We start from the raw sequence: 24208 nt of genomic DNA, 5'->3' as shown, positions 1-24208 counted from the left end.
GCATGTATTAGGCACGCCGCCAGCGTTCGTCCTGAGCCAGGATCAAACTCTCCAAGAAAGTTGATTAGCTCATTTGTTACGTTGGCTTAGTTTCACAGTTGAAACTAAAATTTATTGTTTGTTCGCACGATTTTGTTTGTTTAGTTTTCAAAGAACAATTATTAGAAGTTTTGGAGCGGGTGATGGGAATCGAACCCACTACATCAGCTTGGAAGGCTGAGGTTTTACCAGTAAACTACACCCGCATATTAATTTAAATGGTCGGGAAGACAGGATTCGAACCTGCGACCCCTTGGTCCCAAACCAAGTGCTCTACCAAGCTGAGCTACTTCCCGTCTATATGGCGCGCCCGGAAGAAGTCGAATCCACAACCTTCTGATCCGTAGTCAGACGCTCTATCCAATTGAGCTACGGGCGCATTAATTAAAAAGTCAACTTTTAAATTATAACACACTCGGTATTGTCTGTCAAGAATTTATTTGGTGCGGCCGAGAGGACTTGAACCTCCACGGGGTTGCCCCCACTAGGCCCTCAACCTAGCGCGTCTGCCATTCCGCCACGACCGCATGATAATTAGCGACAAAATTAATCTTATCACACCAACTAATTAAATTCAAGTAAAAGTTTGGTGCGGGTGAAGGGAGTCGAACCCCCACGCCTTGCGGCGCCAGATCCTAAGTCTGGTGCGTCTGCCAATTCCGCCACACCCGCAATATTGAAAGTTATTTTGCTTTCGCAAAAAACTTTGGTGCGGGTGAAGGGAGTCGAACCCCCACGCCTTGCGGCGCCAGATCCTAAGTCTGGTGCGTCTGCCAATTCCGCCACACCCGCATAGATATTTATTGATTTTAAAAAAATGGCTGGGCTAGCTGGATTTGAACCAACGCATGTCGCAGTCAAAGTGCGATGCCTTACCGCTTGGCTATAGCCCAATAATAGTTTAATTAAGAATAAGAAACAGGAAATGAATCACGGTCACTTCCCGTCCCAAATGACCCCTACGGGACTCGAACCCGTGTTACCTCCGTGAAAGGGAGGTGTCTTAACCGCTTGACCAAGGGGCCTTAAATTTATATGGCGGAGAAGGAGGGATTTGAACCCTCGCGCCGGTTACCCGACCTACACCCTTAGCAGGGGCGCCTCTTCAGCCTCTTGAGTACTTCCCCATATGGCTCCGCAGGTAGGACTCGAACCTACGACCGATCGGTTAACAGCCGATAGCTCTACCACTGAGCTACTGCGGAATAATTTCTTTCAACAAGGCGATTACCTTATCGACTCTTTACATTATAATGACGATACAATAGAAAGTCAACATAGTTTTGAAGAAAGTTTTTTTAAAAAATTTCTACCTTACCCTAAGGTTATTTCTTTTACTTTCGTCAATTTTCCTTTGCATTTTCCACACACATATCTACTAGTATCAATGCTTCTTTTTCGTCTGTATAATTGCTGACATTTCGTACACTGATACAGAAGGATTCTTTTCGATGTTCGTTTTACATTATTATCTGGCAGTTGTGCACAAAATCGTGGTGCACCAACTTTTTTTAACAAATGCTTAAAATCTTGGTCCTTATGCTGATACCCCTTCCCTTCCAGGTGAAGGTGATAATGGCAAAGTTCATGTTTAATAATCCCTACTAGTTCTTTTTCGCCAAGCTGGTCGTAGTACTTTCTATTGATTTCAATATTATGTGTGCCAAGAAGGTATCTGCCGCCCGTTGATCTTAGTCTTGGATTGAAGAATGCTTGATGCAAAAACGGCTTCCCAAATGATTCAACAGATATCTTTTCAACTAGTAATTGAAGTTGATGTTGTTCCATTTTGGGTCCCTCTCTTTCTATGCGAACATGACAACCTATTATAGCATATATTGTATATACCTTTAGTACTTTTCGGGAGGTTTTATTATGCCAACTTGGTTGCAAAACCAAATGAAAAGAGCTTTCTATGAGAAAGATCGCTATCAAATCAAGATGCTAAACCAGTGCTGGTTCTTTTACAGAAAGAAACACTGCTCCTAAAAGCAGTGTTTTCTTTATTTATTTGGCGCTAGCATCGTTAATGCCACCCGGCCTTTTTTCATATCAACCGAATCTACCCAAACGGTGACAACATCCCCTACTGATACAATGTCTAAAGGATGCTTTACAAATCGGTTGCTGAGTTTAGAAATATGAACAAGCCCGTCCTGCTTCACACCGATATCGACAAACGCTCCGAAGTCGACCACATTCCGAACAGTACCTTGTAGCTCCAATCCAGCACTAAGGTCCTCAAGCTTTAAAACATCTTTTTTCAATAGAGGGCGAGGCAGATCATCACGCGGATCACGTTCCGGTCTTACCAATGCATCAATTATGTCCTTTAGGGTCAACTGACCAATAGCAAGTTCTTCAGAAACAGATGTTAACTCAAGACCATTTAGGGCTGTTTTAAGCTCTTCCGAACCAAGATCATCGGTTGTAAACCCAAGACTCGCTAATAATTTCTTCACTTCATCGTAATTTTCCGGATGAATCCCTGTTCGATCAAGCGGCTGTTTTCCATCCAATACACGCAAGAAGCCAATCGCCTGCTCATAGGTTTTCGCCCCTAGACGAGGAACCTTCTTTAATTGAACCCTACTCGTAAATTTCCCTTCCTCTTCACGCTTTTTAACAATATTATTTGCGGCTGTTTTGTTCAGCCCAGCTACATATTGTAAAAGTGATGGAGAGGCGGTATTAACATTCACACCGACTCGGTTAACGGCTGTTTCAACAACAAAGTGTAACGATTCTGATAGTCGTTTCTGGGAAACATCATGCTGGTATTGACCAACACCAACAGATTTCGGATCAATTTTCACCAATTCTGCTAATGGATCCTGCAAACGGCGGGCAATGGATGCCGCACTTCTTTCTTCAACCTGTAGATTCGGAAACTCTTCTCTGGCAAGTTCAGACGCAGAATAGACACTTGCCCCTGCTTCATTGACGATCAAGTAGAAAATTTCCTCATTCATTTCTTTTAAGATATCAGCAACAAACTGTTCTGTTTCCCTTGAAGCTGTCCCATTTCCGATTGCAGCCATCTCTACTTTATAGTCACGGAGTATATTAATAAATTTTTCACGAGCTTCTTTCGTTTTCGAAACAGGGGGATGTGGATAGATCACATCAATTTTCAACACCTTGCCTGTTTCATCCACCACTGCCAGTTTACAGCCTGTCCGGTATGCAGGGTCAACTCCAATAACCACTTTACCTTTTAGTGGTGGCTGTAAAAGTAAGTTCCGAAGATTTTCTGAAAATATATGTATAGCTTGCTCTTCACCTTTATCCGTTAATTCACTCCGAATTTCGCGCTCAATCGAAGGTTGAATCAATCGTTTATAGCTATCCTCCAGTGCCTCTAGCACAACAGGTGCTGCCGGTGAGTGCTGGGCACGAATCCATTTTCTCGACAAATACGACAGGATTAAATCGGCATTCATCTTTAACGATACTCGTAAAATATCTTCCTTTTCCCCGCGGTTTAGCGCGAGAATTCGATGTGGTACAATTTTATTTACTGGTTCCTCATATTCATAGTACATTTCATAGACGTTTTTCTCGTCTTTTTCCGCTTCTTTTACCACCGATACAACCGCACCAGATTTAAAGGTTTCCCTACGAATCCATTTTCGGCTTTCAGCATCATCCGAAACCCGTTCAGCAATAATATCTTTCGCGCCTGAAATGGCATTCTCAATAGTAGAAACTTCTTTTTCCTCTGATAAAAATTGTTTTGCTTTTTCCTCAATCGATTCTTTCGAGAATGTCAGCAGCCATTCAGCCAATGGTTCAAGCCCTTTTTCCTTCGCAACCGTTGCTTTGGTCCGTCTTTTTTGTTTATAAGGTCTGTATAAATCTTCAACCTCTTGAAGCTTTTCAGCCTTAGTGATGGCAGCGCTTAGTTCGTCAGTTAATTTCCCTTGCTCAGCAATAATGCGGATAACCTCTTCTTTTCTTTGCTCAAGGTTTTGGACATACTGCCAGCGTTCTAAAATATTTCTAATTTGGACTTCATCAAGTGCACCCGTCATTTCTTTACGATAGCGAGCAATAAAAGGAACTGTATTGCCTTCATCTAATAATGAAATAACACTCTTTACTTGTTTAAAAGATACTGCTAACTCAGCAGCAATTTTCTTTAACAACTGATCATCTTTAACGATAGTATCATTCACAAAACTTGTCCTCCATTCCTTTTATTCTATTGTAGCAGAATAAACAGACCGTTTCATTAAACGGCCATTCCACCTGATTTTTTTCAAAAAAAATAGGCAAGCGTAACGCTTGCCGTAGCAAATTTGAGAATGAGGACAGGATATGTATGAAAAAACGCTCTTTCTAAAAAGAGCGTGCTTTAAATTAAAATTCGATGAGACCCAGGCTTACCTGCAAGGCTTCATCCACTTTCTCCATCATTTCGTCATCGAGATGGGTGATTTTATCGGTTAACCGCTGCTTATCAATTGTACGAATTTGCTCTAACAGAATGACCGAATCTCGTTCAAATCCGTAGCGCTTCGCATCAATTTCTACATGAGTAGGAAGCTTGGCTTTTTGAATTTGAGCTGTAATCGCTGCAACAATCACTGTGGGACTAAACCGATTCCCGATGTCGTTTTGGATGACAAGTACAGGTCGGACGCCGCCTTGTTCAGAACCAACAACTGGGGATAGGTCCGCGAAATAAACGTCACCACGTTTGACTATCAAAGGATTATCCTCCGCTTACAAGACGTTCAACTGTGTGTTCTGCCTCATATTCTGCTAAAAATGCTTCTGATGCAATCCCTAGATTTATCTTGGCCATTTCCATGTATCCACGTCTCATCGACTCGCGAATTTGTCTCTTTTTACGTTCGCGTAAATACATTTTTGTTGCCTGGTAGATAAACTCGCTGCGGTTTACATTCTCTTGTTTCACAAAACCATCTAATTCAGTTAAAAGATGTTGCGGTAACTTCACTAAGATTTCCGTAGTTGCGCCGGATTCAGACACAAACATACACCTCCACCATCACTACACACCATTTTTATCTAACCAGAATTCCTTCTGATGCATAAACGCCACTACACATGATGAATCGCCTTTCGGCCTGTTTCACACAGTGAGTTTCATTTATTATCTGTACCATTTCTAATAATAACATTAATCGAACCTATTGCATAGACTAATTATAATACTACTGTATTATAATCCAATAAAAGACCCTTTTATGCACAAATCACCGCAATATCATAAATATGATGAAAAAACTTTATTTAGGCCTTTAATTTTCGAGAAGATAATTTTTTAAATCGACAACTTTTCCTCCCTTTTTATAAAGACGCGGAACCCGACTGGTAATGATACAGGGAACTTCATAATTAATGGTTTCTAGTTTTTTGGCAATTTCATTGATTGAAATAAACTGATTCTCCTGTACGCCGATTAGAGTGACCGGTGTTCCAATAGGCATTTGATTTGGAAGACGGACCATACATTGATCCATACAAATTCTACCGACAATCGGTACCCGAGCACCTTCTACCAGCACTTCCTGCCCTTGCAGCTTGCGTATCCAGCCGTCCGCATACCCAACCGGAATGGTTCCAATCCACTCTTCATCGTCAGTTTCATAGGTTGCCCCGTAACTCAATTTTTCACCCTTTGGCATCTTCTTGACATAGACAAGTCGTGTTCGAAGGGAAAAAGCCTCCTTTAGCTGGAAGGGAATTTTATCTTCCATCTCCAATGAAGGAGTTAATCCATACATCGCAATCCCAATCCTTACGGCATTAAAATAAGTCTTTGGAAAGCGCAAGGTTGCTGCACTATTGCTAGAATGAACATATTTTGGTTTTTGTTTGAGCGCAGTGACCATACTTTCGAATAAATTTAATTGCTGGTACATATAGGTTTCATCTAGTTCATCCGCCGTCGCAAAATGAGTAAAAATCCCTTCTAGATGAAATGGGCTATGTTCAGAAATCATTTGTTCGAGGGCAGTTAATTCCGGTACACTCCGCACACCAATTCTCCCCATACCTGTGTCTACTTTGATATGAAATGAAATTTGATCATCCGCTTTTACATATTGCAAAGCCTTTTCTAGCCATTCCTTTTGAAAAACAGTAAGGGTGATGTCAAATTTTGCTGCCACTTGGATATCTTCAGGACGAGATGCTCCCAAAACGAGGATAGGCGCTGTAATTCCTTTATTCCTTAGAGCGATCGCCTCATCCATAAATGCAACAGCAAGATAGGCCGCCCCTGCTTCTAGTGCTGTCTTTGCCACTTGAACATCTCCATGCCCGTAAGCATTGGCTTTCACAACTGCAATCACTTTCACTTCTTGAGGCAATTGCTTTTTAATGGAGGCAACATTGGCAGTTATACAATCTAAATCGACTTCAGCCCATGTATCACGATAGAAAAAACCTTGCTCTTCCATGTTTCCACTTCCTAATAGCTTTAATTAAATACATTCTTTATTATCACAAAATTATCATACTACTGTTCCGTACTACAAACAAACAAAAAAACAGGCCCAAGATGAGCCTGTTAGCTAAATAATTTATTTTACGGCTTCACCTTGGACAGATGTTGCCACCTCAATTAACTCTTCTTTGGTTAAGTTCTTTGAAGCAATCATGTAATCTACACCATTATGCGACCATGAAATCGAGTGGTCTGAAACAGCTCCAATCGTCACACCTAAGTCGACAATATCTCCTTCAACATAGGTTGGGTTGGCGGAAGCTGTTTTTGCTGTAACTTTTTCCTGGACAAGGGTAAAAGATTTTTTACCATCGTAAGTAAGGACAACCCTTTTCCCATCTTCAAGCGACACTTCTTTTTCCTCAATTAATTTGGTACCTTTTAACTCTGTGGTCGGATACATGACCGTAAAGGCATCATCGCCGCCGTCCGCCATGGCCGGTAAATTAAGCTGCGCACGTGTCATGTTTTTCTTCATATCGAAATCATCCTTATCAAAGCTCGCATTAAATTTCACTTTAGAAAACTCTACCGTAACAAGGGCATTTCGATCCGGATCCATTACTTTTACCACCGCAGGGGATAAGTCGCTTTTATTTAGTTTAATCTCTTGGAATGGCAGCATTGTATTGTTTTGATAACGTGTTTTCGTTTCAAATACATAATATTGTTTTGTGGTAGAGAACTTTGCGCTTTTATCGGCAACAATGTCCTTAATCAGTGATTCATACAAGTAAGCCTGACTGCTGTTTTGCGGCCAATCGCTTTGGAAACGGAAGCTCTTATTAAGTGCAGGGGTCAGAACAAATACCCCTTGGTTATTCCTTAATATCATCTGACTTTGGTCTTTTTGTGCATTTTTCAAATTCACACGATAAAAGGTAGGATCCTTGTGCCAAATTTCCACTTTATAAATTTGTGAATCTGATCCCATTTTCAATGTCATTTTTGCATTCACCTTGTAGCCACTTAAGTCATCTAGTTTCCCGGTGAGCTCTTTGACCACATCACCTTGTGATTTAGAGCCACAGGCAGCTAGTACAAAAATGACCATTAGCCCTGTGATTAGCAGCAACAACTTTTTCCTCATTCCTTCAACCCCTTCTTGTCTCATTTCATATGATTATGGAGAAGAGTAAGGCAGGGGTCAGGCAATGGAGTTTGCTATCCAAAATGACCATGGCTGACCTTGTCTCTCCTGTTTCCCTATGAATATATGAGACAACCTTTGGGTTTATGATAAGGACTTTGCCAAGCTATTTTATTTTTAAAAAGATTAATGTCCTACTCTTCTTCAATCGTTACTTGCGCTACGGCATAATCTCTACTATGTGAAATGGATAAATGGGCCCTGATCTCAGGCTTTGCAATAAATGGTTTTCCGTAGCTGTCATTTTCAATTTCAATATCTAGAAATGACAATTCCTCACCTATACCCGTTCCATTTGCTTTTGAAAAAGCTTCTTTTGCCGCAAATCGCCCTGCTAAAAATTCTACCTTTCTGGCTGCTGATAACTCCTCAAATTTTTTCCGTTCAGCCAGGGTTAACACTCGGTCGACAAACTTCTTTTGCCGCATAAGGATGTTCTGAATCCTAGAAAGCTCAATAATATCGATTCCAATCCCTTTAATCATTCTTCATCTTCCTTCTATTTGTTATATGATTAGCATAAGTAATAGTGTACAAGAATGGAAATTCGTCAATAAATAGTATGAGACTCAGGAGGTGTAAGTGATGTTTACGAGAACGGAGAGCTTTCGCGATTTTATCCGCCTTTATCCAATTGTTTCTTTTATTGTTACCATTCATTTAGGATTATATCTGTTAACTAGTTTACCAATCTTCCCAAACAATTGGTTCTTTGAAAATCTTTCTGGAGTGAATCTTTACATTATGGAAGGGGAATATTGGCGGCTAATTACACCAACCTTTATGCATAGCGGGTTCTCCCACGCACTGTTTAATAGCTTTTCACTTGTACTATTTGGACCAGCGCTTGAGCGCATGCTTGGCAGCGGTAGATTTTTATTCATTTATCTTCTCTCAGGGATCATTGCAAATGTTGCCACATTGCTGCTTGAGCCACTTACTTATACACATGTTGGCTCAAGTGGCGCGATTTTTGGACTGTTTGGTTATTATCTTGCGATGATTATGTTTCGGAAACATATGCTTTCCAAACAGAATTCCCAAATTATCCTTACTCTTTGTGTGGTTAGTTTGATTATGACATTCCTGCAGCCGAATATTAATATTACCGCCCATCTATTTGGCTTACTTGGCGGCTTTTTACTAGGAGCTATTCCCTATTTTAATAAAAAGGATCTTTCAGATTCGATTCAGGGAACCGCGAACTGGGCCAGCAATAGGAAGAAAAGTATCTCTTATCAATCTCCTTGGAAAATTCTCATCTGGGCCGCCATTATTATCATAGCTATTATTGGTTTATTAGCACAAAAATAACAGGGATTTGCAGCCGAATCAACAATTCACTGCGATTCCTTTTTCTTTGCCAAACCACTCTTGTGGATCCTATTGGATAATAAAACTCGACTGGTCAATCCACGCAACTCCTTCTCTTCCTTGCAAATCCTCTACAAGTTGGAAAAGCGCCGCATCTTTTTGCTTCGCTTCAATCATACAGTGAATCTCAGGAACTGTTCCTTTGATTTGCTGTAAAAACCGCAGAAACATTTTGGGGTCAATTGTGTCCGCATGTGCTCGAAAATCCTTTTCAGAGCGTGGACTGGAAATATGCATCTTGATTGGCAGCGGAGACTGGTCCCAGGTTGCAATAATCCTCTCCCAATCCGACGCCCACTCTTTTTCATCATGGTGAGCAAGGTGATGATGGTAATCAAACACCATCGGAATGCCTAACTTTTCACATAGATAAAGGGTCTCTTTGACCGTAAACGTCGTATCATCGTTTTCGAGCATAATCATTTTTTGGATGGACGGGGAAATATAGGCCCAATTATGAATAAACTGCTCGAGAGCTTTCTCCTTATCGTTATATCCACCACCAACATGAAGTACACATCGATGTTCGGGATCAATCTCCATACCCTTTAGCAAGGCTTTATGCATGGCGAGCGTTTTTAGGGAATTTTTTAAAATATCCTTATCCGGCGTATTAAGAACGACGAAATGGTCCGGATGAAAATCAATCCGAGCTGGATGTTCCTTTATATAATCTGCCAGATTCTTGAGTGTATCCTTTAAAGGGCTGATGTAGTCCCAATCCAGTAATTCCTCATGATTGGCAAGCGGAATGAGTCGCGAGCTGAACCGAAAAAAATGAATTTGATTGCCTGCATTATGTTTTAAAAGCCGTAGACAATTTTCTAAGTTTGAATTCGCAATTCTCTCTAATTTACGAATCGCTGCGTCCCGGTCTTTTATTTTTTCAAATTGAGCGAATGTCATCGTTTGCGAGGGGGAGGCATTTTGAAGCTCAACACTCATAGCCACATAACCGAGTCGTACCAACGTCATAATTATCACTCCAAGAAATTGTGTTTAACTATACTATTCCCTTTTGGTCATAGAAAAAAGCATGAACGAAATCGTTCATGCTTAACGTATTTTAATGATTAAACGTTCTTGGCTTTGATGATGGTTTACCGCCGCCGCCCGTTCTTTTTTCACCACTGCGTGGTCTTGCAGGTGCTTTTTTGCGATTATTATCCCCACGGTATGAACCTGAACCTCTAGAGTCATCTCTTCTTCTACGGTCACGGTCGTTATATGACTTTCTTTCTCTTCTTTGTGGAAGCTGTTCTTCTGTTAACTTAATTGGTGTTGTATCTGGTTCTTTCGTTAACATTTTTAACACAGCTGCGATGACGGTTGATGCGTCATTTTCTTCAAGCAATTCTTGCGCTGCTGCTTTATAATAATGTAAATTGTTTGATTCAATTGTTTGAACGATTTTTTCTACAACCGCTTTTTGTTGGCCTTCTAACGCCTCATCAAGTGTAGGAGCCTTCATTTTATCCATTTTGCGTTTTGTAGTTTTTTCCACAACTGCAAGATAAGATTTTTCACGAGGTGTAATGAACGTCATCGCCACACCTGTTTTACCAGCACGGCCAGTACGACCGATACGGTGAACATAGCTTTCTGGATCCTGTGGAATGTCAAAGTTGTATACATGGGTAACTCCAGAAATATCTAGACCCCTTGCAGCAACGTCTGTGGCAACAAGAACATCAATAGTACCCTCTTTAAATTTACGAAGGACAGAAATCCGTTTTGCCTGACTTAAATCTCCATGAATACCTTCCGCCGTATAACCTCTTAAAGTTAAAGCTTCTGATAATTCATCGACACGGCGCTTTGTACGGCCAAATACAATCGCAAGTTCTGGTGATTGGATATCTAAAAGTCTTGTTAACACATCAAATTTATTTCTTTCTTGAACCTCAAGGTAATATTGTTCAATGGAAGGTACAGTCATTTCTTTTGTTTTCACACGAACAATTTGCGGTTCCTTCATGAACTTTTCAGCCATTCTTTGAATTGGACCAGGCATGGTTGCTGAGAAAAGTAAAGTTTGGCGTTCTTCTGGTGTTGAAGCAAGGATAGATTCAATGTCTTCAATGAATCCCATGTTTAACATTTCATCCGCTTCATCAAGGATGACGGTGTTAACTGTATCAAGACGCATTGTTTTTCTGTTGATATGATCCAATACACGACCTGGAGTACCAACAATGATATGTGGTGCTTTCTTTAATGAGCGGATTTGGCGGCTGATATCTTGCCCGCCATAAATTGGCAGTACACGCACCCGTTTGCCCGAACCAAGTTTATAAAGTTCTTCAGATACTTGAATCGCAAGTTCACGAGTCGGTGCAATAATAATCCCTTGAATCGCATCTGCTCTAGTATCAATTTTTTCAACCAATGGAATCCCAAATGCAGCTGTTTTCCCTGTTCCTGTTTGAGCTTGCCCGATCAAATCAATTCCTTTTAGCCCCAACGGAATAGTTTCCGACTGAATTGGTGTTGCTTCCTCAAAACCCATTTTAAGGACAGCTTGTAAAGTAGCCTGACTTAGGCCTAATTCTTCAAACTTTGTCAATGTTTTCATTCTCCTTCATCTATGTGAAAATATTTTTGAGAGCTGAATATTTTCGCCTGATACTCAGAAAAGCGGTAGCGCCTGCTCGAATTGAGGCGAAAAGCGCTGGAGGGCCTTAAGGTGAAGTCCGTTTTGGATTCATCAAGAATGGATTCCTTGATGAAATAGGATATATATCATCTAGGATGAAATAATTTTTATTTCATCAGGATGGAAGTGGATAGTTATTCTTCATCTTAGGCAGGACCGAAGCGGCTCAGGTCCCCATGGCGCTTGAGCTGACACGCATCAAAATGCCGTAAATAGGTAACATCTTTATTTTACCAAAAAAAAACATCCTCCCTCAAGGAGTATGCCCTTTAATCATCGTTCTTTAGACACGTTGATGAACATCATACCACTCTTGCTAGTATTTTGCAATCAAGACAAGTTTGTTACATCGCCAAACCAATCTTATTATCTCATCAAAAAGTCTAATGGAAAAATGAAAGGGCACCTTCTCACACAAGAGGGGGTCTCTGTTATTTTTCTTTTCCCATCTTGAAATCATTCATGATATCATCAGTTTTAATTTCCTTAATTTACTTGTAATGCGGTCACGATTTCTTCTAATTTCATTCCTCTTGACGCTTTTACAAGGATTAACGTTTGATGGTCTACATGTTGCCTTAATTCTTGAATGAGTGCTTCTTTTTCCGTAAAGGCAAAGACTCTTTCTGGCCCTAAAACCGTTCTGGCCTTGTTTGCAATATGCCGCCCTAAAGTTCCAAAAGTGAACAGGAGATCGACTTTTTCATCGTTTAAGGCTTCTCCTATTTGCTGATGATATTGTTCTTCCTGTGGACCAAGTTCTAACATATCCCCTAGGACAAGGATTTTTCGTGCATAGCCTTGAAGATTCGATACTAATTCAATGGCCGCCATCATAGACGTCGGGCTGGCATTATACGCATCGTTTATTATTTTTTCGCCCTGCTTCCCTTCAACTAACTCCATCCGCATATTGGTTAGCCGAATACTTGCTAGCCCCTCATTCATTTTTTCAAAAGGAATGGAAAAATAATTAGCTATAAGCATCGAAGCAAGTGCATTTAAAATATTATGTGTTCCGAGAACTGGAAGTTCAAACGCAGTCTCTGACGTGTTAATTCTAAAACGATTCCCATTCTCTAACTGAGTAATTTCAGTGGGATATAAATCATTTGTATCGTTTCTCCCAAAAGTTTTCACCTGGACATTTCCTTTGTGCTCTTGAATTCTTTCCATAAGCAGCGGCTCATCGCCATGGAGTACAGCTAGTCCCCCATCTTTTAGCCCCTGTAGGATTTCAAGCTTTGCTTCTGCGATTCCTTCTCTTGAACCAAGGTCAAGTAAGTGAGATTCGCCAATATTAGTAATTACGACAGCATCTGGACAGGAAAGATTTGTTAAAAACTCAATTTCCCCCCTGCCGCTCATGCCCATTTCGAGAACGGCAATTTCAGTGTCTTCGTTTAATCCTAAAACAGTTAACGGAAGACCGATATGATTATTATAATTGCCTTCTGTCTTTAGAACCTTGTATTGTGTTGATAGAATACCTGCTGTCATGTCCTTAGTCGTTGTTTTCCCGTTGCTTCCTGTAATGCCGACTACTTTTACCGCTAATTGTTTCCGGTAGCTTCTTGCTAATTCCTGTAAGGCCATAAGGCAATTCTCTACGATTACTATCGGCAAGTGTAATGGAGGATTGGGCACATCCTTTTGCCAAAGAGCCGCCGCTGCTCCTTTACGGATCGACTCTTCGACATATTTATGTCCATCGGCTTGCTCTCCCTTAAAAGGGATAAATAAGTTTCCTTCTTCAATTTTACGTGAATCAATACATACACCCGTGATTATCGTGTCAGCAAACGTAATCGTAACGTCCTCGGCAGAAATCATCTCAGCAATCTGTTTTAACGATCGTTTTATCATGGATATCCTCCTTCTGATTCTTCTAGGCGCTTCCGCATGTCAAAATGCAAATGGACACGGCAATTTTAGCCGTGTCTCTAATTTTAGAAAGTAAACTTAATCTGTTGCTTTTCAGCATGTCTTTCTTTTGCAAGATTAACAAGCCGCTCAATCAATTGCGGGTATTCTACCCCCGTGTGCTTCCATAAGAGCGGGAACATACTAAACGGCGTGAAGCCAGGCATTGTGTTCACTTCATTAATCAATGCTTTCCCATCTTTAGTCAAAAAGAAATCCGCACGAACTAAACCAGAACAATCTAAAGATTTAAAGGCTTTAATCGCCATTTCTTTTAGCTGCGCGTATTCCTCGTCAGTAATGTCAGCTGGAATGATTAGTGCTGTATCCCCGCTTTCATATTTTGCTTTATAATCATAGAAATCCTTCTTCGGAACAATTTCACCGGCTACTGAACATTCAGGTTCATCATTTCCAAGCACCGCCACTTCGATTTCACGGGCAACAACGCCTTCTTCAATGATGACTTTGCGGTCAAATTGAAAGGCCTCAGCAAAGGCTGCTTCTAATTCGTCACGATTGGTACATTTGCTGATGCCGACACTTGAGCCAAGGTTCGCTGGCTTCACAAAGCAAGGGTAGCCAAGTTCTGTTTCAACCTTGCTATAAGCCTCGGCTTTAGCTTTCTCCCACTCGCTTTTAATAAAGGCTACATAGTTCACTTGGGCGAGCCCTGCTTGTGCAAATACATTTTTCATCATGACTTTATCCATACCCGCAGCCGAAGCAAGAACTCCATTGCCAACGTATGGAAGATTTAGCAGTTCCAATAGGCCTTGGACCGTTCCGTCTTCCCCATTCGGTCCATGTAACAACGGGAATATCACATCCAGTGTTTCCTGCTTTTCAGCTTGGAAAAGTGTTGGTGCCAATGATAAAGGAGATAACTGATTCCCCTCTGAAAATTCTAGCGCCTTTACGTTTTCTACCGGCTCACTTAATTGCGGTCCTTTAATCCAGTTTCCTTGGGTATTTATGTAAATAGGATGAATATCAAATTTCTCAAGATCTAACGCCCGAATGACAGCTAAGGCCGTTTGCAGGGAAACTTGATGTTCAGCTGATTTTCCTCCATATAATAATCCTAATTTTGTTTTCATACGAAACCTCCATTTTCTCATTCACGGTTATATTTTAACACTTATTTTAAAAAGAAAGGAAATGTAGTCCTCTAAGTTTTTTAAGTTTTTTCCTACCAGAATATTTTATGATTGCTACAGCTTGCTTAAAAACTCGTGCCGGCTAATTTGGCAATTTTCTATACTTATTTTATTTATCCTGTATAATTGTGTTGAAACTTTTTTTGGAGGCGAGTTAATGACGGGAACACTTTTATCGATTTTATTATTAGGCTTTTTGCTAGGAATTAAGCATGCGATCGAGCCTGACCATGTTATTGCAGTATCCACTATCGTGAGTGAAACAAAAAATATAAAGCGCTCCATCTTTGCTGGTGTCTATTGGGGAATTGGGCACACTGCCACACTCTTCCTTTTCGGAATGATATTGATTGTCGCCAAAAATACTATCACAGATACGGTCGCATTGAGCCTTGAATTTATCGTAGGGGTCATGCTCGTCAGTCTCGGCCTAAATAGTCTTTTATCTTTTATGAAACATCGTCATCCTCATCCCCATCATACCCCAGACAAAGAAATAAAAGGCCGTACCCATCTTAAATCCTTTTTCATCGGTCTCATTCATGGTCTTGCAGGCAGTGCAGCAATGGTTTTATTAACAATGAGTACCGTTTCGACTGCATGGCAAGGTGCATTATACATCCTTATCTTTGGTTGTGGCACGATTGTTGGAATGCTTACCTTTTCAACGGTTATCGGAATCCCATTTGTGTTAACTTCCGGGAAGCAAGTGAATAGATATTTGAATAACCTCGCAGGCATTGTCAGCATATTATTCGGAATTTATTATATGTATAACTTAGGCGTGAACGAAGGATTATTCAGCTTGTGGTTCTCATAACAAACAGTCCCACCCAAATAGAGTGGGACTTATTTTTAAAGCCTAAAGATTTAGACAACGTTTAACTTCCATTCTTTTGTTTTTTTATCAAAAATGATTTTTGCATGACATGGTTTCGATGAAACTTGCTCATATTCCTCCACCATATCATCCATATTGGCGAAATCGCCAATCACCCAGATGGGAATTTCAATACGAGTCCGTTGATGGTCGGCATCTCGTAACGAAATACAGATCCCTTCCTTAATGAACGGTGTTAAGGACAGAAGGATTTCTTTATTTACTTGAGGATAGGTCTTTTTCTTTCGAAAGCCAAGAATGGACTTTTCGATTTTAAGATCCCCTAGTTTTCCTGCCACCACTTCACTTAAAACATGGAAGAAATCCTTGAAGCTTCGGTAATAGGTTTTGTTAAACCAGCCATCATCTTGGGCCAAATAAACAAAACGGTTACCTAGTTTATTATAAAAGGGCAATTTCAGATGGTGCTTTAGGTGACCTAAGTATAATAGTTCAGCGATTTCCTGACCTGTCAGTTCATTCAACACATCTTCCTCAATAAAGTCAATCCAACAGAAATTTCCGTAACTATAGACATCTTCCCCTGCCAATTTGTTAATTCTTTCATCAGGACAATATTCAAGTTGGGTATGCATATTAAAATCAGCATCATCAAAGCGGTGCGCAAGTAATAGCAAGGGATTTAATGAACCTGAAAAAGCAGCAGCGAATTCAGCAAATTCGATACCGGAAGACATTACATACTGGTCTGTTTGGTTTAAATGGACATAGATGAGATCCTGTATGTCTTGATGATGCTTTTTCAAAGCAAAACTCCTCCGTTCAACACATGAAATGATTTAGTCAATACTTCCTTATTTTATCAAATAATAGTCCAAATAGCTTATTTCAATTCTTTTACAAATAATAAGTTTGATTGACACATACTAGATTTATGATTATTGGATTATTATTTGTTAACTTTCCTTTTTCATCTATATTTCTTTAGCAAATTAGATTTTATGCATTAGTAAGATAAGGAGCTGGTTTCATCCATGATTAAGGATATGACTCAAGATGAATTAAGTCTTTACATCATAAAAACATTAAAGGAAAATCGGAAAACAGAATTTGAAAATATACTTGATGAACTCCAGCCCTATGATGTCGCCAAGATTTATGAGGATTTACCTGAAAAGCATAAAGGGCGATTTCTCCTATTTTTAAAATTTGACGTTCTCGCTGACTTAATGGAAGAGCTTGATAAGGAAGACCAGCTTGGCTTATTAAATATTTTAGGAATTGAAAAGTCTAGTATAGTTCTTAATTTAATGGATAATGATGATCTGGCGTTATTGCTGCATGAAGTATCGCCAGAGAAAAAGGATTCCCTTCTTTCTGGAATGAAGGCAGAGGAATCTATTGCCGTCCAAGATATTATGAAATATCCGCCGGAAACAGCCGGAAGAATCATGACGAATCGCTTTGTTTGGATTCGCAGCTATTTTACGGTTAGAGAAGCCGTAGATAAGTTTAAGGTGTTCGCAGAATTTGCCGAATCTATTAACTATCTATATGTTATTGATGAAGACCGGAAGCTAGTCGGGGTGGTTTCTTATCGTGATTTACTATTAGCAGAGCCAGATGAAAAAATAAGTACAATTATGTATGAACGGATCATTTCCGTTACAGTAGTGACAGACCAAGAGGTTGTAGCGCAAATCGTGGAGCGATATGATTTCTTAGCCATCCCCGTCGTCGATGAGAATAATATCCTCGTCGGGATTGTCACCGTTGATGACATCATTGACATCGTGATAAAGGAAGCCAATGAAGATATTGAAAAATTATCGGCAACGGGGAAATCCATTGACTTTGAAACAAAAACTTTAGTTGCAGCAGCAAGAAGGCTCCCATGGCTAATCTTACTTTTATTTATTGGAGTGGTTTCAGGAAGAATTATCAGCAGTTTTGAAGATACACTGCAGCAAGTGGTCGCGCTGGCCTTTTTTATGCCGATGATTGCCGGCATGACTGGAAACACTGGGACTCAATCGCTGGCAGTCGTCGTTAGAGGATTGATTTCGTACGATATTGATAAGGGTGTGATTGCACGATTAATTGCAAGGGAGCTTGGTGTTGGGATTACTATTGGTATTACTTGCTCTATTTTGATTGCGGTGATTGCATATATTTGGCAGGGAAGTCTCATTTTAGGTGCAGTAGTCGGCAGCTCCCTATTTTTCACCCTAATCATCGGAACACTTGCAGGGACGGTTATTCCGCTTATTCTATTTCGTTTAAAGATTGACCCTGCTGTTGCCTCAGGGCCCCTAATTACTACCTTGAATGATATATTTTCACTACTTACCTACTTCGGGATTGCCACCATGTTTTTAAAATATCTCATGTAGGAAAAAAATCAGTGAATTGTTTTTTGATTTTTTAGGAATGTCCCAAAGAAAAGGACCATATTTATTTCTTAAATAGACAATCTGGTTTACACTAAGAAAGGAGAAACAAACATATAGTTAAGTGAAGGTGAACTATGTCAGAATTTATTAATTCAATATTGGAGTCTTTATCACAATTAGGCTATTTCGGCATTGCCCTTGGATTAATGATCGAGATTATCCCCAGTGAAATTGTTTTAGGCTATGGCGGTTATATGATTTCGCAGGGACATCTTAATTTTATCGGATCCGTCATTGCCGGGACTGTGGGGGGAACACTTGCACAGTTATTTTTATATTGGGCCGGCTATTACGGCGGCAGACCTTTTTTAGAAAAGTACGGAAAATATGTGCTTATTAAAAAGCATCATATCGATATTGCTGAACAATGGTTTGAAAAATATGGGGCCGGTGTTATTTTTTCAGCACGCTTCATTCCTGTTGTCCGGCATGCGATTTCCATCCCAGCAGGTATTGCCAAAATGTCAGCAACAAAATTTACGCTTTACACTGTTGCAGCCATTATTCCATGGACGATTCTGTTCCTCTACTTAGGTAAAGTCTTAGGCAGTAATTGGGCACATATCAAAGAGTACGCACAACCCTACGTAATGCCAGCCATTATCGGAGCAGTTGTTCTAGGGGCCATTTATTTTTTAGTCAAAAAGACAAAGAAAACCACCGACTAATCCCGGTGGTTTTGCTTTGCTGAAAATTTTCTTTGCGCCCATGTATCGAGCTTTTTCACCGCCACCCTTTACTTTTTAAAATGAAACGGCAGTGTTGACACAATAACCCTCTTTTTAAAAATAAGATAGGTACGAATTAATAAACTTGATTGGTTGTGCAAAATATTATGCCAGCTTTTCTTTGTTATAAATTGCGGAATTAATACGGTTACCCGATACTGGTTTTCACTTGCCTTATTTTCTACCGTATCAATAAATTTCGATAAAGGAATCAGTACACTTCGGTAATGTGACTGTAGAGTAACGAGCCTTACATCCGGCTGCCATTGCTGCCATTTTTCTTCGAAACGCTTTTCGTCCTCACGATCAAACGACACATAAACCGCAAAGATTTGATCCGTTATCGATTTGGCATAATTGATTGAGTTTTCAACAACCTTAGTAATCCCAGCGACGGGGACAATAATAACATTCCCCTCAATCGGCGGCGCAGGATCATCTGGATGGATTCTTAATTGTTCGCCAACGGCTTCATAATGATGATTAATCCGTTTGAAGGCAAACACGATGATTGGTAAAAAGATGACCACAAACCATACTTGGCTAAATTTAGTTAAAAAGAAAATGATTAATACGGCTAAGGTGATCAGTGCACCGATTAGATTGGAAGCTAGTTTTGCCACCCATCCAGCCGGTTTTTCTCGTAACCACTTTATAATCATCCCTGATTGCGACAAGGTGAACGGGATAAATACGCCAACCGCATAAAGAGGGATTAAGTGCTCTGTTTGACCTCTGGAAAAAATAATCAGCAAGATGGAGGCTACTCCTAAGGAAACAATCCCGTTAGAATACCCCAGTCTGTCTCCCCTAATGGTAAACATCCTTGGCATATATTTATCCTTAGCAAGCGCATAAGCTAATAACGGAAACGCGGAGTAACCAGTATTAGCCGCCAGAACTAAAATAAGTGCAGTTGTTCCTTGGACAAAGAAATAAAGGTAATTACGGCCAAAAGTCTCTTTGGCAATTTGTGAGACGACCGTTTCGTCATGCTTTGGTGAAATTCCGTAATAATAAGCTAGGAAAGTAATACCCGTAAATAACAAGGCAAGCAGTGATCCCATTAAAATTAATGTTTTCGCTGCGTTCTTTGGTGCCGGATCTTTAAAACTTGGAATTGCATTTGAAATGGCTTCTACCCCTGTTAACGCCGAGCATCCCGATGCAAAGGCACGAAGCAGTATGAACAGTGTAATACCTTGAACAGGCGTCCCGATCGCTGCATGTTCAACAGTTGGTGACACATCGCCTGTCATAATTTTAAAAAGACCAACACCAATTAAAATAAATAGCGCTACAACAAATAAATAGACGGGATAAGCTAAAATCGACGCTGATTCCGTTATTCCGCGCAGATTGAGAATCGTGATAAAGGTAACAAGGACACAAGCAATGCCGACAGTATGCGCATGTAACGCTGGGAATGCTGATGTAATCGCATCTGTACCCGCGGTGACACTTACCGCTACCGTCAATATGTAATCAACTAAAAGCGATCCTCCAGCAATTAATCCTGCTTTCTCACCTATATTCTCTTTTGAGACTATATAGGCCCCACCGCCATGAGGGTAGGAATAGATAATTTGCCGATAAGATAAGATTAGCGCTGCTAACAGAAATAGTACTCCCACTGCAATCGGAACTGAGTACCAGTAAGCAATGACACTTACCGTTGCTAACACAATCAGAATTTGTTCAGTCCCGTACGCCACAGATGATAGGGCATCGGAAGATAGAATCGCTAAAGCCTTCAGGATATTTAATTTTTGTTCGCCTAGTTCCGTTGATTTTAACGGCCGGCCGATTAAGAATCTCTTAAAAGAAGAGAGCACTGGATTCACCCACCACATTTGAAGTAGAATTACCGATTGATTTTAACACAACACCATTTTTATATGAAGTGTTTTATTTTTGACGAAAATCCAAATTCCCACAAAAATATCAACGTATCACTACATAGTCTTTTCCTAATTAGTCCGATTAATGAAGAAAATTATCCGGTGAGGTAAAAAAAGCATGGAGCCCTTATTAGGATCCCATGCTTTCACACTAATATTTTTACAAACTAATTTACGTTCGCTTTAATGATTCGCTTCATTGCCTGCATTTGTCCTAAATGAATACCCTCATGGAAAAGCGCAAAATTGGCTAATTCACCAAAGGTTTCTTGACCAAGGAATGGGGTTTTTAGCCTTTGGTTAAAGCTCTCCACTGGAATTTCTTTCATTCGTGCTAATTGGTCTTGTAACTGAATGATTAATTCCTGCACGGAAGGAACATTCCCTTCCCATGCAGCTGGACTCGATCCAGAAGCAAATAACTGCATATAGTTGGCTGGCAGCTGGGTTGATTTTTTCGGAAATCCGAACATGAATTGCTCGGCAACTGTGAGGACATGACCCACATGCCATTGGATCGTATTATTAAACCCATCTGGCTGAACACTGGCAATCCCTTCTTCTAAATCCCCCACAAAGTTAACAAATCTTCCTCTTGTAAGTTCAAAATGCTTAAATAATAATTCACTCATCTTTCTTTGCCTCCATTTCATTTGCTTAGCTGAAGTTCAAATTAATTATTGCCGTTTTAAGGGATCCTACATTTCCTCTGGGGCATCCAATCCTAATAATCGTAACCCCTCTTTTAAAACTTCCGTTACCGCATAAACCAGTGCTAACCGTCCCTGCTGTTCTGCGCTTTCTTCTAGGATTTTTACTTCTGCATAATATTTATTGAACGCTTGCGCCAGGTCAATAATATATTTTGCCACTTGGGACGGATCAAAGTTGACACAGGCTCTTTGAACCGCAGGCGCGAATTCCATTAGGAGGCTGGTTACCTTCCATTCCCTCTCCCATGAGTTGGTGTAGGTTTCAGCCTCATACTGGGGCTTCCCCGTGGCTTTTCGTAAAATGGAACAAGCCCGCGCATAGGTATATTGGACATAAGGTCCCGTTTCTCCTTCAAAACGAAGCATTTCTTCTAATGAAAATTCAATATCGTTCATTCGATTGTTTTTTAAGTCGTGGAAAATAACCGCCCCAACGCCCACTTGTTTGGCTACTTCATCTTTATTTGAGAGGTTAGGATTTTTCTCTTCAATATTATGGCGAGCCATTGCAATCGATTCATTTAAAACTTCTTCTAATAAAACAACCTTCCCTTTTCTCGTCGACATTTTCTTTCCTTCTTTTAGCATCATGCCAAAGGGAATATGGTGCATTTGTTTCGACCAATCATAACCCATCTTGGCTAACACTGCGATTAACTGTTTAAAATGAAGGCTTTGTTCATGGCCTACGACATATAAGGATTGGACAAATTGATACTCCTCCTGTCGATAAAGAGCCGCGGCTAAATCACGGGTTGCATACAAGGTTGCCCCGTCCGACTTTTTAATCAGGCATGGCGGCAGTTGTTCTTCTGTTAGTTCCACCACCTGTGCCTGTTCGGACTCAACCAGTAGGTGTTGTTTTTCCAGGATTTGAACAACGCGATCCATTTTGTCATTATAAAATGCTTCACCTGCATACGAGTCAAATTGCACGTTCATTAACTCATATATTCTTGAAAACTCCTTTAATGACTCATCGCGGAACCATTTCCAAAGCGCTAAAGCTTGTTCATCTCCATCTTCCAGCTTCTTAAACCAACCGCGTCCTTGGTCTTCAAGGGAAGGATTGTTCTCCGCTTCTTCATGAAATTTAATATAGAGGGCCAATAATTCCTTAATCGGATTTGCTTTAACCTTGTCGGCATCTCCCCATAATTGATAGGCCGTGATTAACTTCCCGAACTGAGTTCCCCAGTCACCAAGATGATTAATTTTAATGGGTTTATAACCGCATTTCTCTACAATTAAAGCGAGTGAATTGCCGATTACCGTTGAACGCAAGTGCCCCATTGAGAAGGGTTTAGCAATATTAGGAGAGGACATGTCAATCGTGACAGCACCATCGTTCCCAAATGCATGTTCACCGTACTTCCCCTTTAGTGCAAAGATATCTCCAATTACTTTTTCAGAAGCTGTCTTTTTATTTAAAAAGAAATTAAGATACGCCCCCACCACAGTGACTTTTTCAAAAATGGGCGATTGTATTTTTTTAGATAATTCTTCGGCAATCAGATTGGGGGACTTTCTTTTTAGCTTCGCTAACGTAAAGCAAGGAAAAGCTAAATCCCCGTGCTCCTGGTTCTTTGGTTTTTCGATCATCAATTCCAAGTCTTTCAGTGACATCTCTTGGCCCAGCAAGTCATGTAAGATTGATGCCAACTCTTGTTTAAAATTCATTTGATCCGACCTCCTATTTTCTTTTAAAAAAACAAAAAACTCCCGTCTCTACTAAAAGAGACGAGAGTTTAACATCCCGCGGTACCACTCTAATTGTTCAAATGAAGAACCAGCTTTCCTTAGTAACGGAGGATCCTCCGGCATACCCTACTGTTTCCTTCAGGCATGCATCTCAAAAGTGCGCTTCATTATCTATTCTGTTTCAGGCTCGCACCACCCCTGAATCGCTGGACCATCTTAGATAACTACTCTCTTTATCATTGATTTTTTCCGAATTTATTACAAGTATTATACTGGATTAATATGGGTTTTTCCAGTGATTTTTGATTATTTTTTACATTCAGGTAATCCTAACGTAAAGGAGGGATTTTAATGGCGAGAAGAAGAAATAAAATCCTTGTTCCAGAAGCGCGAACTGGCTTAGATGCGTTAAAGGCAAAAGTCGCAAATACCGGAAACCCAGAGGATGCAAAATTTGAAGCAGCCGAAGAGGTCGGGGTTCCATTGAAAAAAGGTTATAATGGCCAACTCACTTCAGAGCAAGCTGGGAAAGTAGGCGGCCGGCTAGGAGGCAGCATGGTCCGCGAATTGGTAAAAATGGCACAAGAAAACCTAGCAAAGAAATAATGCATGGGGCCTAATTTGTTAGGCCCCGTTTCCAATCCGAGCGCCTGAAGCGGAAGTCAACACACAAGATTAAAAAAATAAAGTTTTCAAAAAAAGTTTGACAATTCTGTGACAATTGATAGAATATTCTTACAGGGAGTTGATGATGATGCAGGAAAAACACTTAAAGAGTATTTTTACATTTAAGAAAACAGCTATCTTCGGAAGCGGTTTAGGAATCATTCTTATTTTGTTAGGTCAATTTGCAAGCGGTTACAATTCTGCTTATTTCTTAACAGCACTAGGATTTGGAATACTGGCCGGATCCGTGGTCAATTACCTTTTTGGAACATTTTTAAGCTTAATGGAAGAACTCACTGGCAGCCGTAAAAACGGTCCGAAAGTCGCTGCCACTTCAAAGAATCTCTATCTTGTAAAATAAGAAAACAAAAGCGCCACATAAGTGACGCACCGCATAGGCCAGAAGACTTGTATTGAGAAAC

22 protein-coding genes, 10 tRNA genes and 1 other annotated feature are annotated in these 24208 nt (G+C 40.3%); of the genes, 7 read left to right on the top strand and 25 right to left on the bottom strand.

What is annotated here, in order from left to right:
- Positions 1-171 precede the first annotated feature (171 nt).
- From BR30_RS0100340 to BR30_RS0100290, 11 genes are all read right to left on the bottom strand, one after another.
- Positions 172-245, bottom strand: a tRNA-Gly gene (locus BR30_RS0100340).
- Between the two features lie 13 nt (positions 246-258).
- A tRNA-Pro gene (locus tag BR30_RS0100335) sits at positions 259-335 on the bottom strand.
- A 6-nt stretch (positions 336-341) separates the two neighbouring features.
- Positions 342-418, bottom strand: a tRNA-Arg gene (locus BR30_RS0100330).
- A gap of 62 nt (positions 419-480) precedes the next feature.
- Positions 481-566, bottom strand: a tRNA-Leu gene (locus BR30_RS0100325).
- A gap of 60 nt (positions 567-626) precedes the next feature.
- Positions 627-711: transfer RNA gene (locus BR30_RS0100320), tRNA-Leu, on the bottom strand.
- A 35-nt stretch (positions 712-746) separates the two neighbouring features.
- Positions 747-831: transfer RNA gene (locus BR30_RS0100315), tRNA-Leu, on the bottom strand.
- A 26-nt stretch (positions 832-857) separates the two neighbouring features.
- A tRNA-Gln gene (locus BR30_RS0100310) sits at positions 858-932 on the bottom strand.
- Positions 933-992: 60 nt separating this feature from the next.
- Positions 993-1064, bottom strand: a tRNA-Glu gene (locus BR30_RS0100305).
- Between the two features lie 11 nt (positions 1065-1075).
- Positions 1076-1166 (bottom strand) — tRNA-Ser (locus BR30_RS0100300).
- 3 nt (positions 1167-1169) lie between these two features.
- Positions 1170-1244, bottom strand: a tRNA-Asn gene (locus BR30_RS0100295).
- 109 nt (positions 1245-1353) lie between these two features.
- A complete protein-coding gene (locus tag BR30_RS0100290; RefSeq protein WP_026563212.1) occupies positions 1354-1827 on the bottom strand; it encodes a SprT family protein in 474 nt (157 codons plus the stop codon).
- Positions 1828-1914: 87 nt separating this feature from the next.
- Here BR30_RS0100290 and cmpA point away from each other — a divergent pair, with 87 nt between their 5' ends.
- On the top strand, positions 1915-2028 hold the full coding sequence (cmpA, locus tag BR30_RS36420; protein WP_144555672.1) for a cortex morphogenetic protein CmpA: 114 nt from the start codon (positions 1915-1917) through the stop codon (positions 2026-2028).
- Between the two features lie 14 nt (positions 2029-2042).
- Here the strand turns inward: cmpA and BR30_RS0100285 are convergent, their stop codons facing one another.
- The 6 genes from BR30_RS0100285 to acpS form a co-directional block, all read right to left on the bottom strand.
- Positions 2043-4217, bottom strand: coding sequence for a Tex family protein (locus BR30_RS0100285; RefSeq protein ID WP_155928396.1), 2175 nt, complete (start codon positions 4215-4217; stop codon positions 2043-2045).
- A 184-nt stretch (positions 4218-4401) separates the two neighbouring features.
- Positions 4402-4752, bottom strand: a complete 351-nt coding sequence (gene ndoA / locus BR30_RS0100280; RefSeq protein ID WP_007083556.1) for a type II toxin-antitoxin system endoribonuclease NdoA — start codon at positions 4750-4752, stop codon at positions 4402-4404.
- A 4-nt stretch (positions 4753-4756) separates the two neighbouring features.
- Complete coding sequence (locus tag BR30_RS0100275) at positions 4757-5038, bottom strand: CopG family ribbon-helix-helix protein (protein ID WP_007083557.1); 282 nt, start codon at positions 5036-5038, stop codon at positions 4757-4759.
- Positions 5039-5309: 271 nt separating this feature from the next.
- Complete coding sequence (alr, locus tag BR30_RS0100270; RefSeq protein WP_026563210.1) at positions 5310-6473, bottom strand: alanine racemase; 1164 nt, start codon at positions 6471-6473, stop codon at positions 5310-5312.
- A gap of 123 nt (positions 6474-6596) precedes the next feature.
- The gene (locus tag BR30_RS0100265; protein WP_026563209.1) at positions 6597-7610 is read right to left on the bottom strand and encodes a LolA family protein; all 1014 of its coding nucleotides are present in this window, start codon (positions 7608-7610) and stop codon (positions 6597-6599) included.
- A 194-nt stretch (positions 7611-7804) separates the two neighbouring features.
- Positions 7805-8155, bottom strand: a complete 351-nt coding sequence (acpS, locus tag BR30_RS0100260) for a holo-ACP synthase (protein ID WP_026563208.1) — start codon at positions 8153-8155, stop codon at positions 7805-7807.
- A gap of 100 nt (positions 8156-8255) precedes the next feature.
- Between acpS and BR30_RS0100255 the strand changes: the two genes are divergently transcribed.
- The gene (locus BR30_RS0100255; protein WP_026563207.1) at positions 8256-8984 is read left to right on the top strand and encodes a rhomboid family intramembrane serine protease; all 729 of its coding nucleotides are present in this window, start codon (positions 8256-8258) and stop codon (positions 8982-8984) included.
- A 69-nt stretch (positions 8985-9053) separates the two neighbouring features.
- Here the strand turns inward: BR30_RS0100255 and uvsE are convergent, their stop codons facing one another.
- From uvsE to BR30_RS0100235, 4 genes are all read right to left on the bottom strand, one after another.
- Positions 9054-10019, bottom strand: coding sequence for a UV DNA damage repair endonuclease UvsE (uvsE, locus tag BR30_RS0100250; protein WP_026563206.1), 966 nt, complete (start codon positions 10017-10019; stop codon positions 9054-9056).
- A gap of 91 nt (positions 10020-10110) precedes the next feature.
- On the bottom strand, positions 10111-11610 hold the full coding sequence (locus BR30_RS32470) for a degradosome RNA helicase CshA (RefSeq protein WP_035444909.1): 1500 nt from the start codon (positions 11608-11610) through the stop codon (positions 10111-10113).
- Positions 11611-12186: 576 nt separating this feature from the next.
- The gene (locus tag BR30_RS0100240) at positions 12187-13566 is read right to left on the bottom strand and encodes a UDP-N-acetylmuramoyl-tripeptide--D-alanyl-D-alanine ligase (RefSeq protein ID WP_026563205.1); all 1380 of its coding nucleotides are present in this window, start codon (positions 13564-13566) and stop codon (positions 12187-12189) included.
- Between the two features lie 83 nt (positions 13567-13649).
- A complete protein-coding gene (locus tag BR30_RS0100235; RefSeq protein ID WP_026563204.1) occupies positions 13650-14723 on the bottom strand; it encodes a D-alanine--D-alanine ligase in 1074 nt (357 codons plus the stop codon).
- A gap of 217 nt (positions 14724-14940) precedes the next feature.
- Between BR30_RS0100235 and BR30_RS0100230 the strand changes: the two genes are divergently transcribed.
- Entirely contained in the window at positions 14941-15603 is a 663-nt protein-coding gene (locus BR30_RS0100230) for a sulfite exporter TauE/SafE family protein (RefSeq protein WP_026563203.1), read from the top strand.
- 50 nt (positions 15604-15653) lie between these two features.
- On the opposite strand, the gene BR30_RS0100225 is transcribed toward BR30_RS0100230, so the two are convergent.
- Complete coding sequence (locus BR30_RS0100225) at positions 15654-16430, bottom strand: hypothetical protein (RefSeq protein ID WP_026563202.1); 777 nt, start codon at positions 16428-16430, stop codon at positions 15654-15656.
- A gap of 228 nt (positions 16431-16658) precedes the next feature.
- Here BR30_RS0100225 and mgtE point away from each other — a divergent pair, with 228 nt between their 5' ends.
- Together mgtE and BR30_RS0100215 are read left to right on the top strand one after the other, a co-directional pair.
- Complete coding sequence (mgtE, locus tag BR30_RS0100220; protein WP_026563201.1) at positions 16659-18017, top strand: magnesium transporter; 1359 nt, start codon at positions 16659-16661, stop codon at positions 18015-18017.
- 134 nt (positions 18018-18151) lie between these two features.
- Entirely contained in the window at positions 18152-18745 is a 594-nt protein-coding gene (locus tag BR30_RS0100215; protein ID WP_026563200.1) for an undecaprenyl phosphate transporter UptA, read from the top strand.
- 68 nt (positions 18746-18813) lie between these two features.
- Here BR30_RS0100215 and BR30_RS0100210 read toward each other — a convergent pair whose 3' ends face one another.
- The 3 genes from BR30_RS0100210 to argS all read right to left on the bottom strand — a co-directional run bounded on the left by BR30_RS0100210 (position 18814) and on the right by argS (position 23099).
- Positions 18814-20640, bottom strand: a complete 1827-nt coding sequence (locus tag BR30_RS0100210; protein ID WP_026563199.1) for an APC family permease — start codon at positions 20638-20640, stop codon at positions 18814-18816.
- Between the two features lie 233 nt (positions 20641-20873).
- Positions 20874-21338 (bottom strand): DinB family protein, encoded by a 465-nt coding sequence (locus tag BR30_RS0100205; RefSeq protein ID WP_026563198.1) that lies wholly within the window; start codon positions 21336-21338, stop codon positions 20874-20876.
- Between the two features lie 66 nt (positions 21339-21404).
- On the bottom strand, positions 21405-23099 hold the full coding sequence (gene argS / locus BR30_RS0100200) for an arginine--tRNA ligase (protein ID WP_026563197.1): 1695 nt from the start codon (positions 23097-23099) through the stop codon (positions 21405-21407).
- 53 nt (positions 23100-23152) lie between these two features.
- Positions 23153-23369, bottom strand: a binding site (T-box leader).
- Between the two features lie 102 nt (positions 23370-23471).
- Between argS and BR30_RS0100195 the strand changes: the two genes are divergently transcribed.
- On the top strand, positions 23472-23726 hold the full coding sequence (locus BR30_RS0100195; protein ID WP_026563196.1) for an alpha/beta-type small acid-soluble spore protein: 255 nt from the start codon (positions 23472-23474) through the stop codon (positions 23724-23726).
- A gap of 148 nt (positions 23727-23874) precedes the next feature.
- Complete coding sequence (locus tag BR30_RS32465; protein WP_035444905.1) at positions 23875-24147, top strand: hypothetical protein; 273 nt, start codon at positions 23875-23877, stop codon at positions 24145-24147.
- The last annotated feature ends 61 nt before the right edge of the window (positions 24148-24208 follow it).

Source organism: Bacillus sp. UNC41MFS5 (assembly GCF_000686805.1).
The sequence above is the reverse complement of the archived record's forward strand: the minus strand, read 5'-3'. Positions and strand labels throughout refer to the sequence as shown.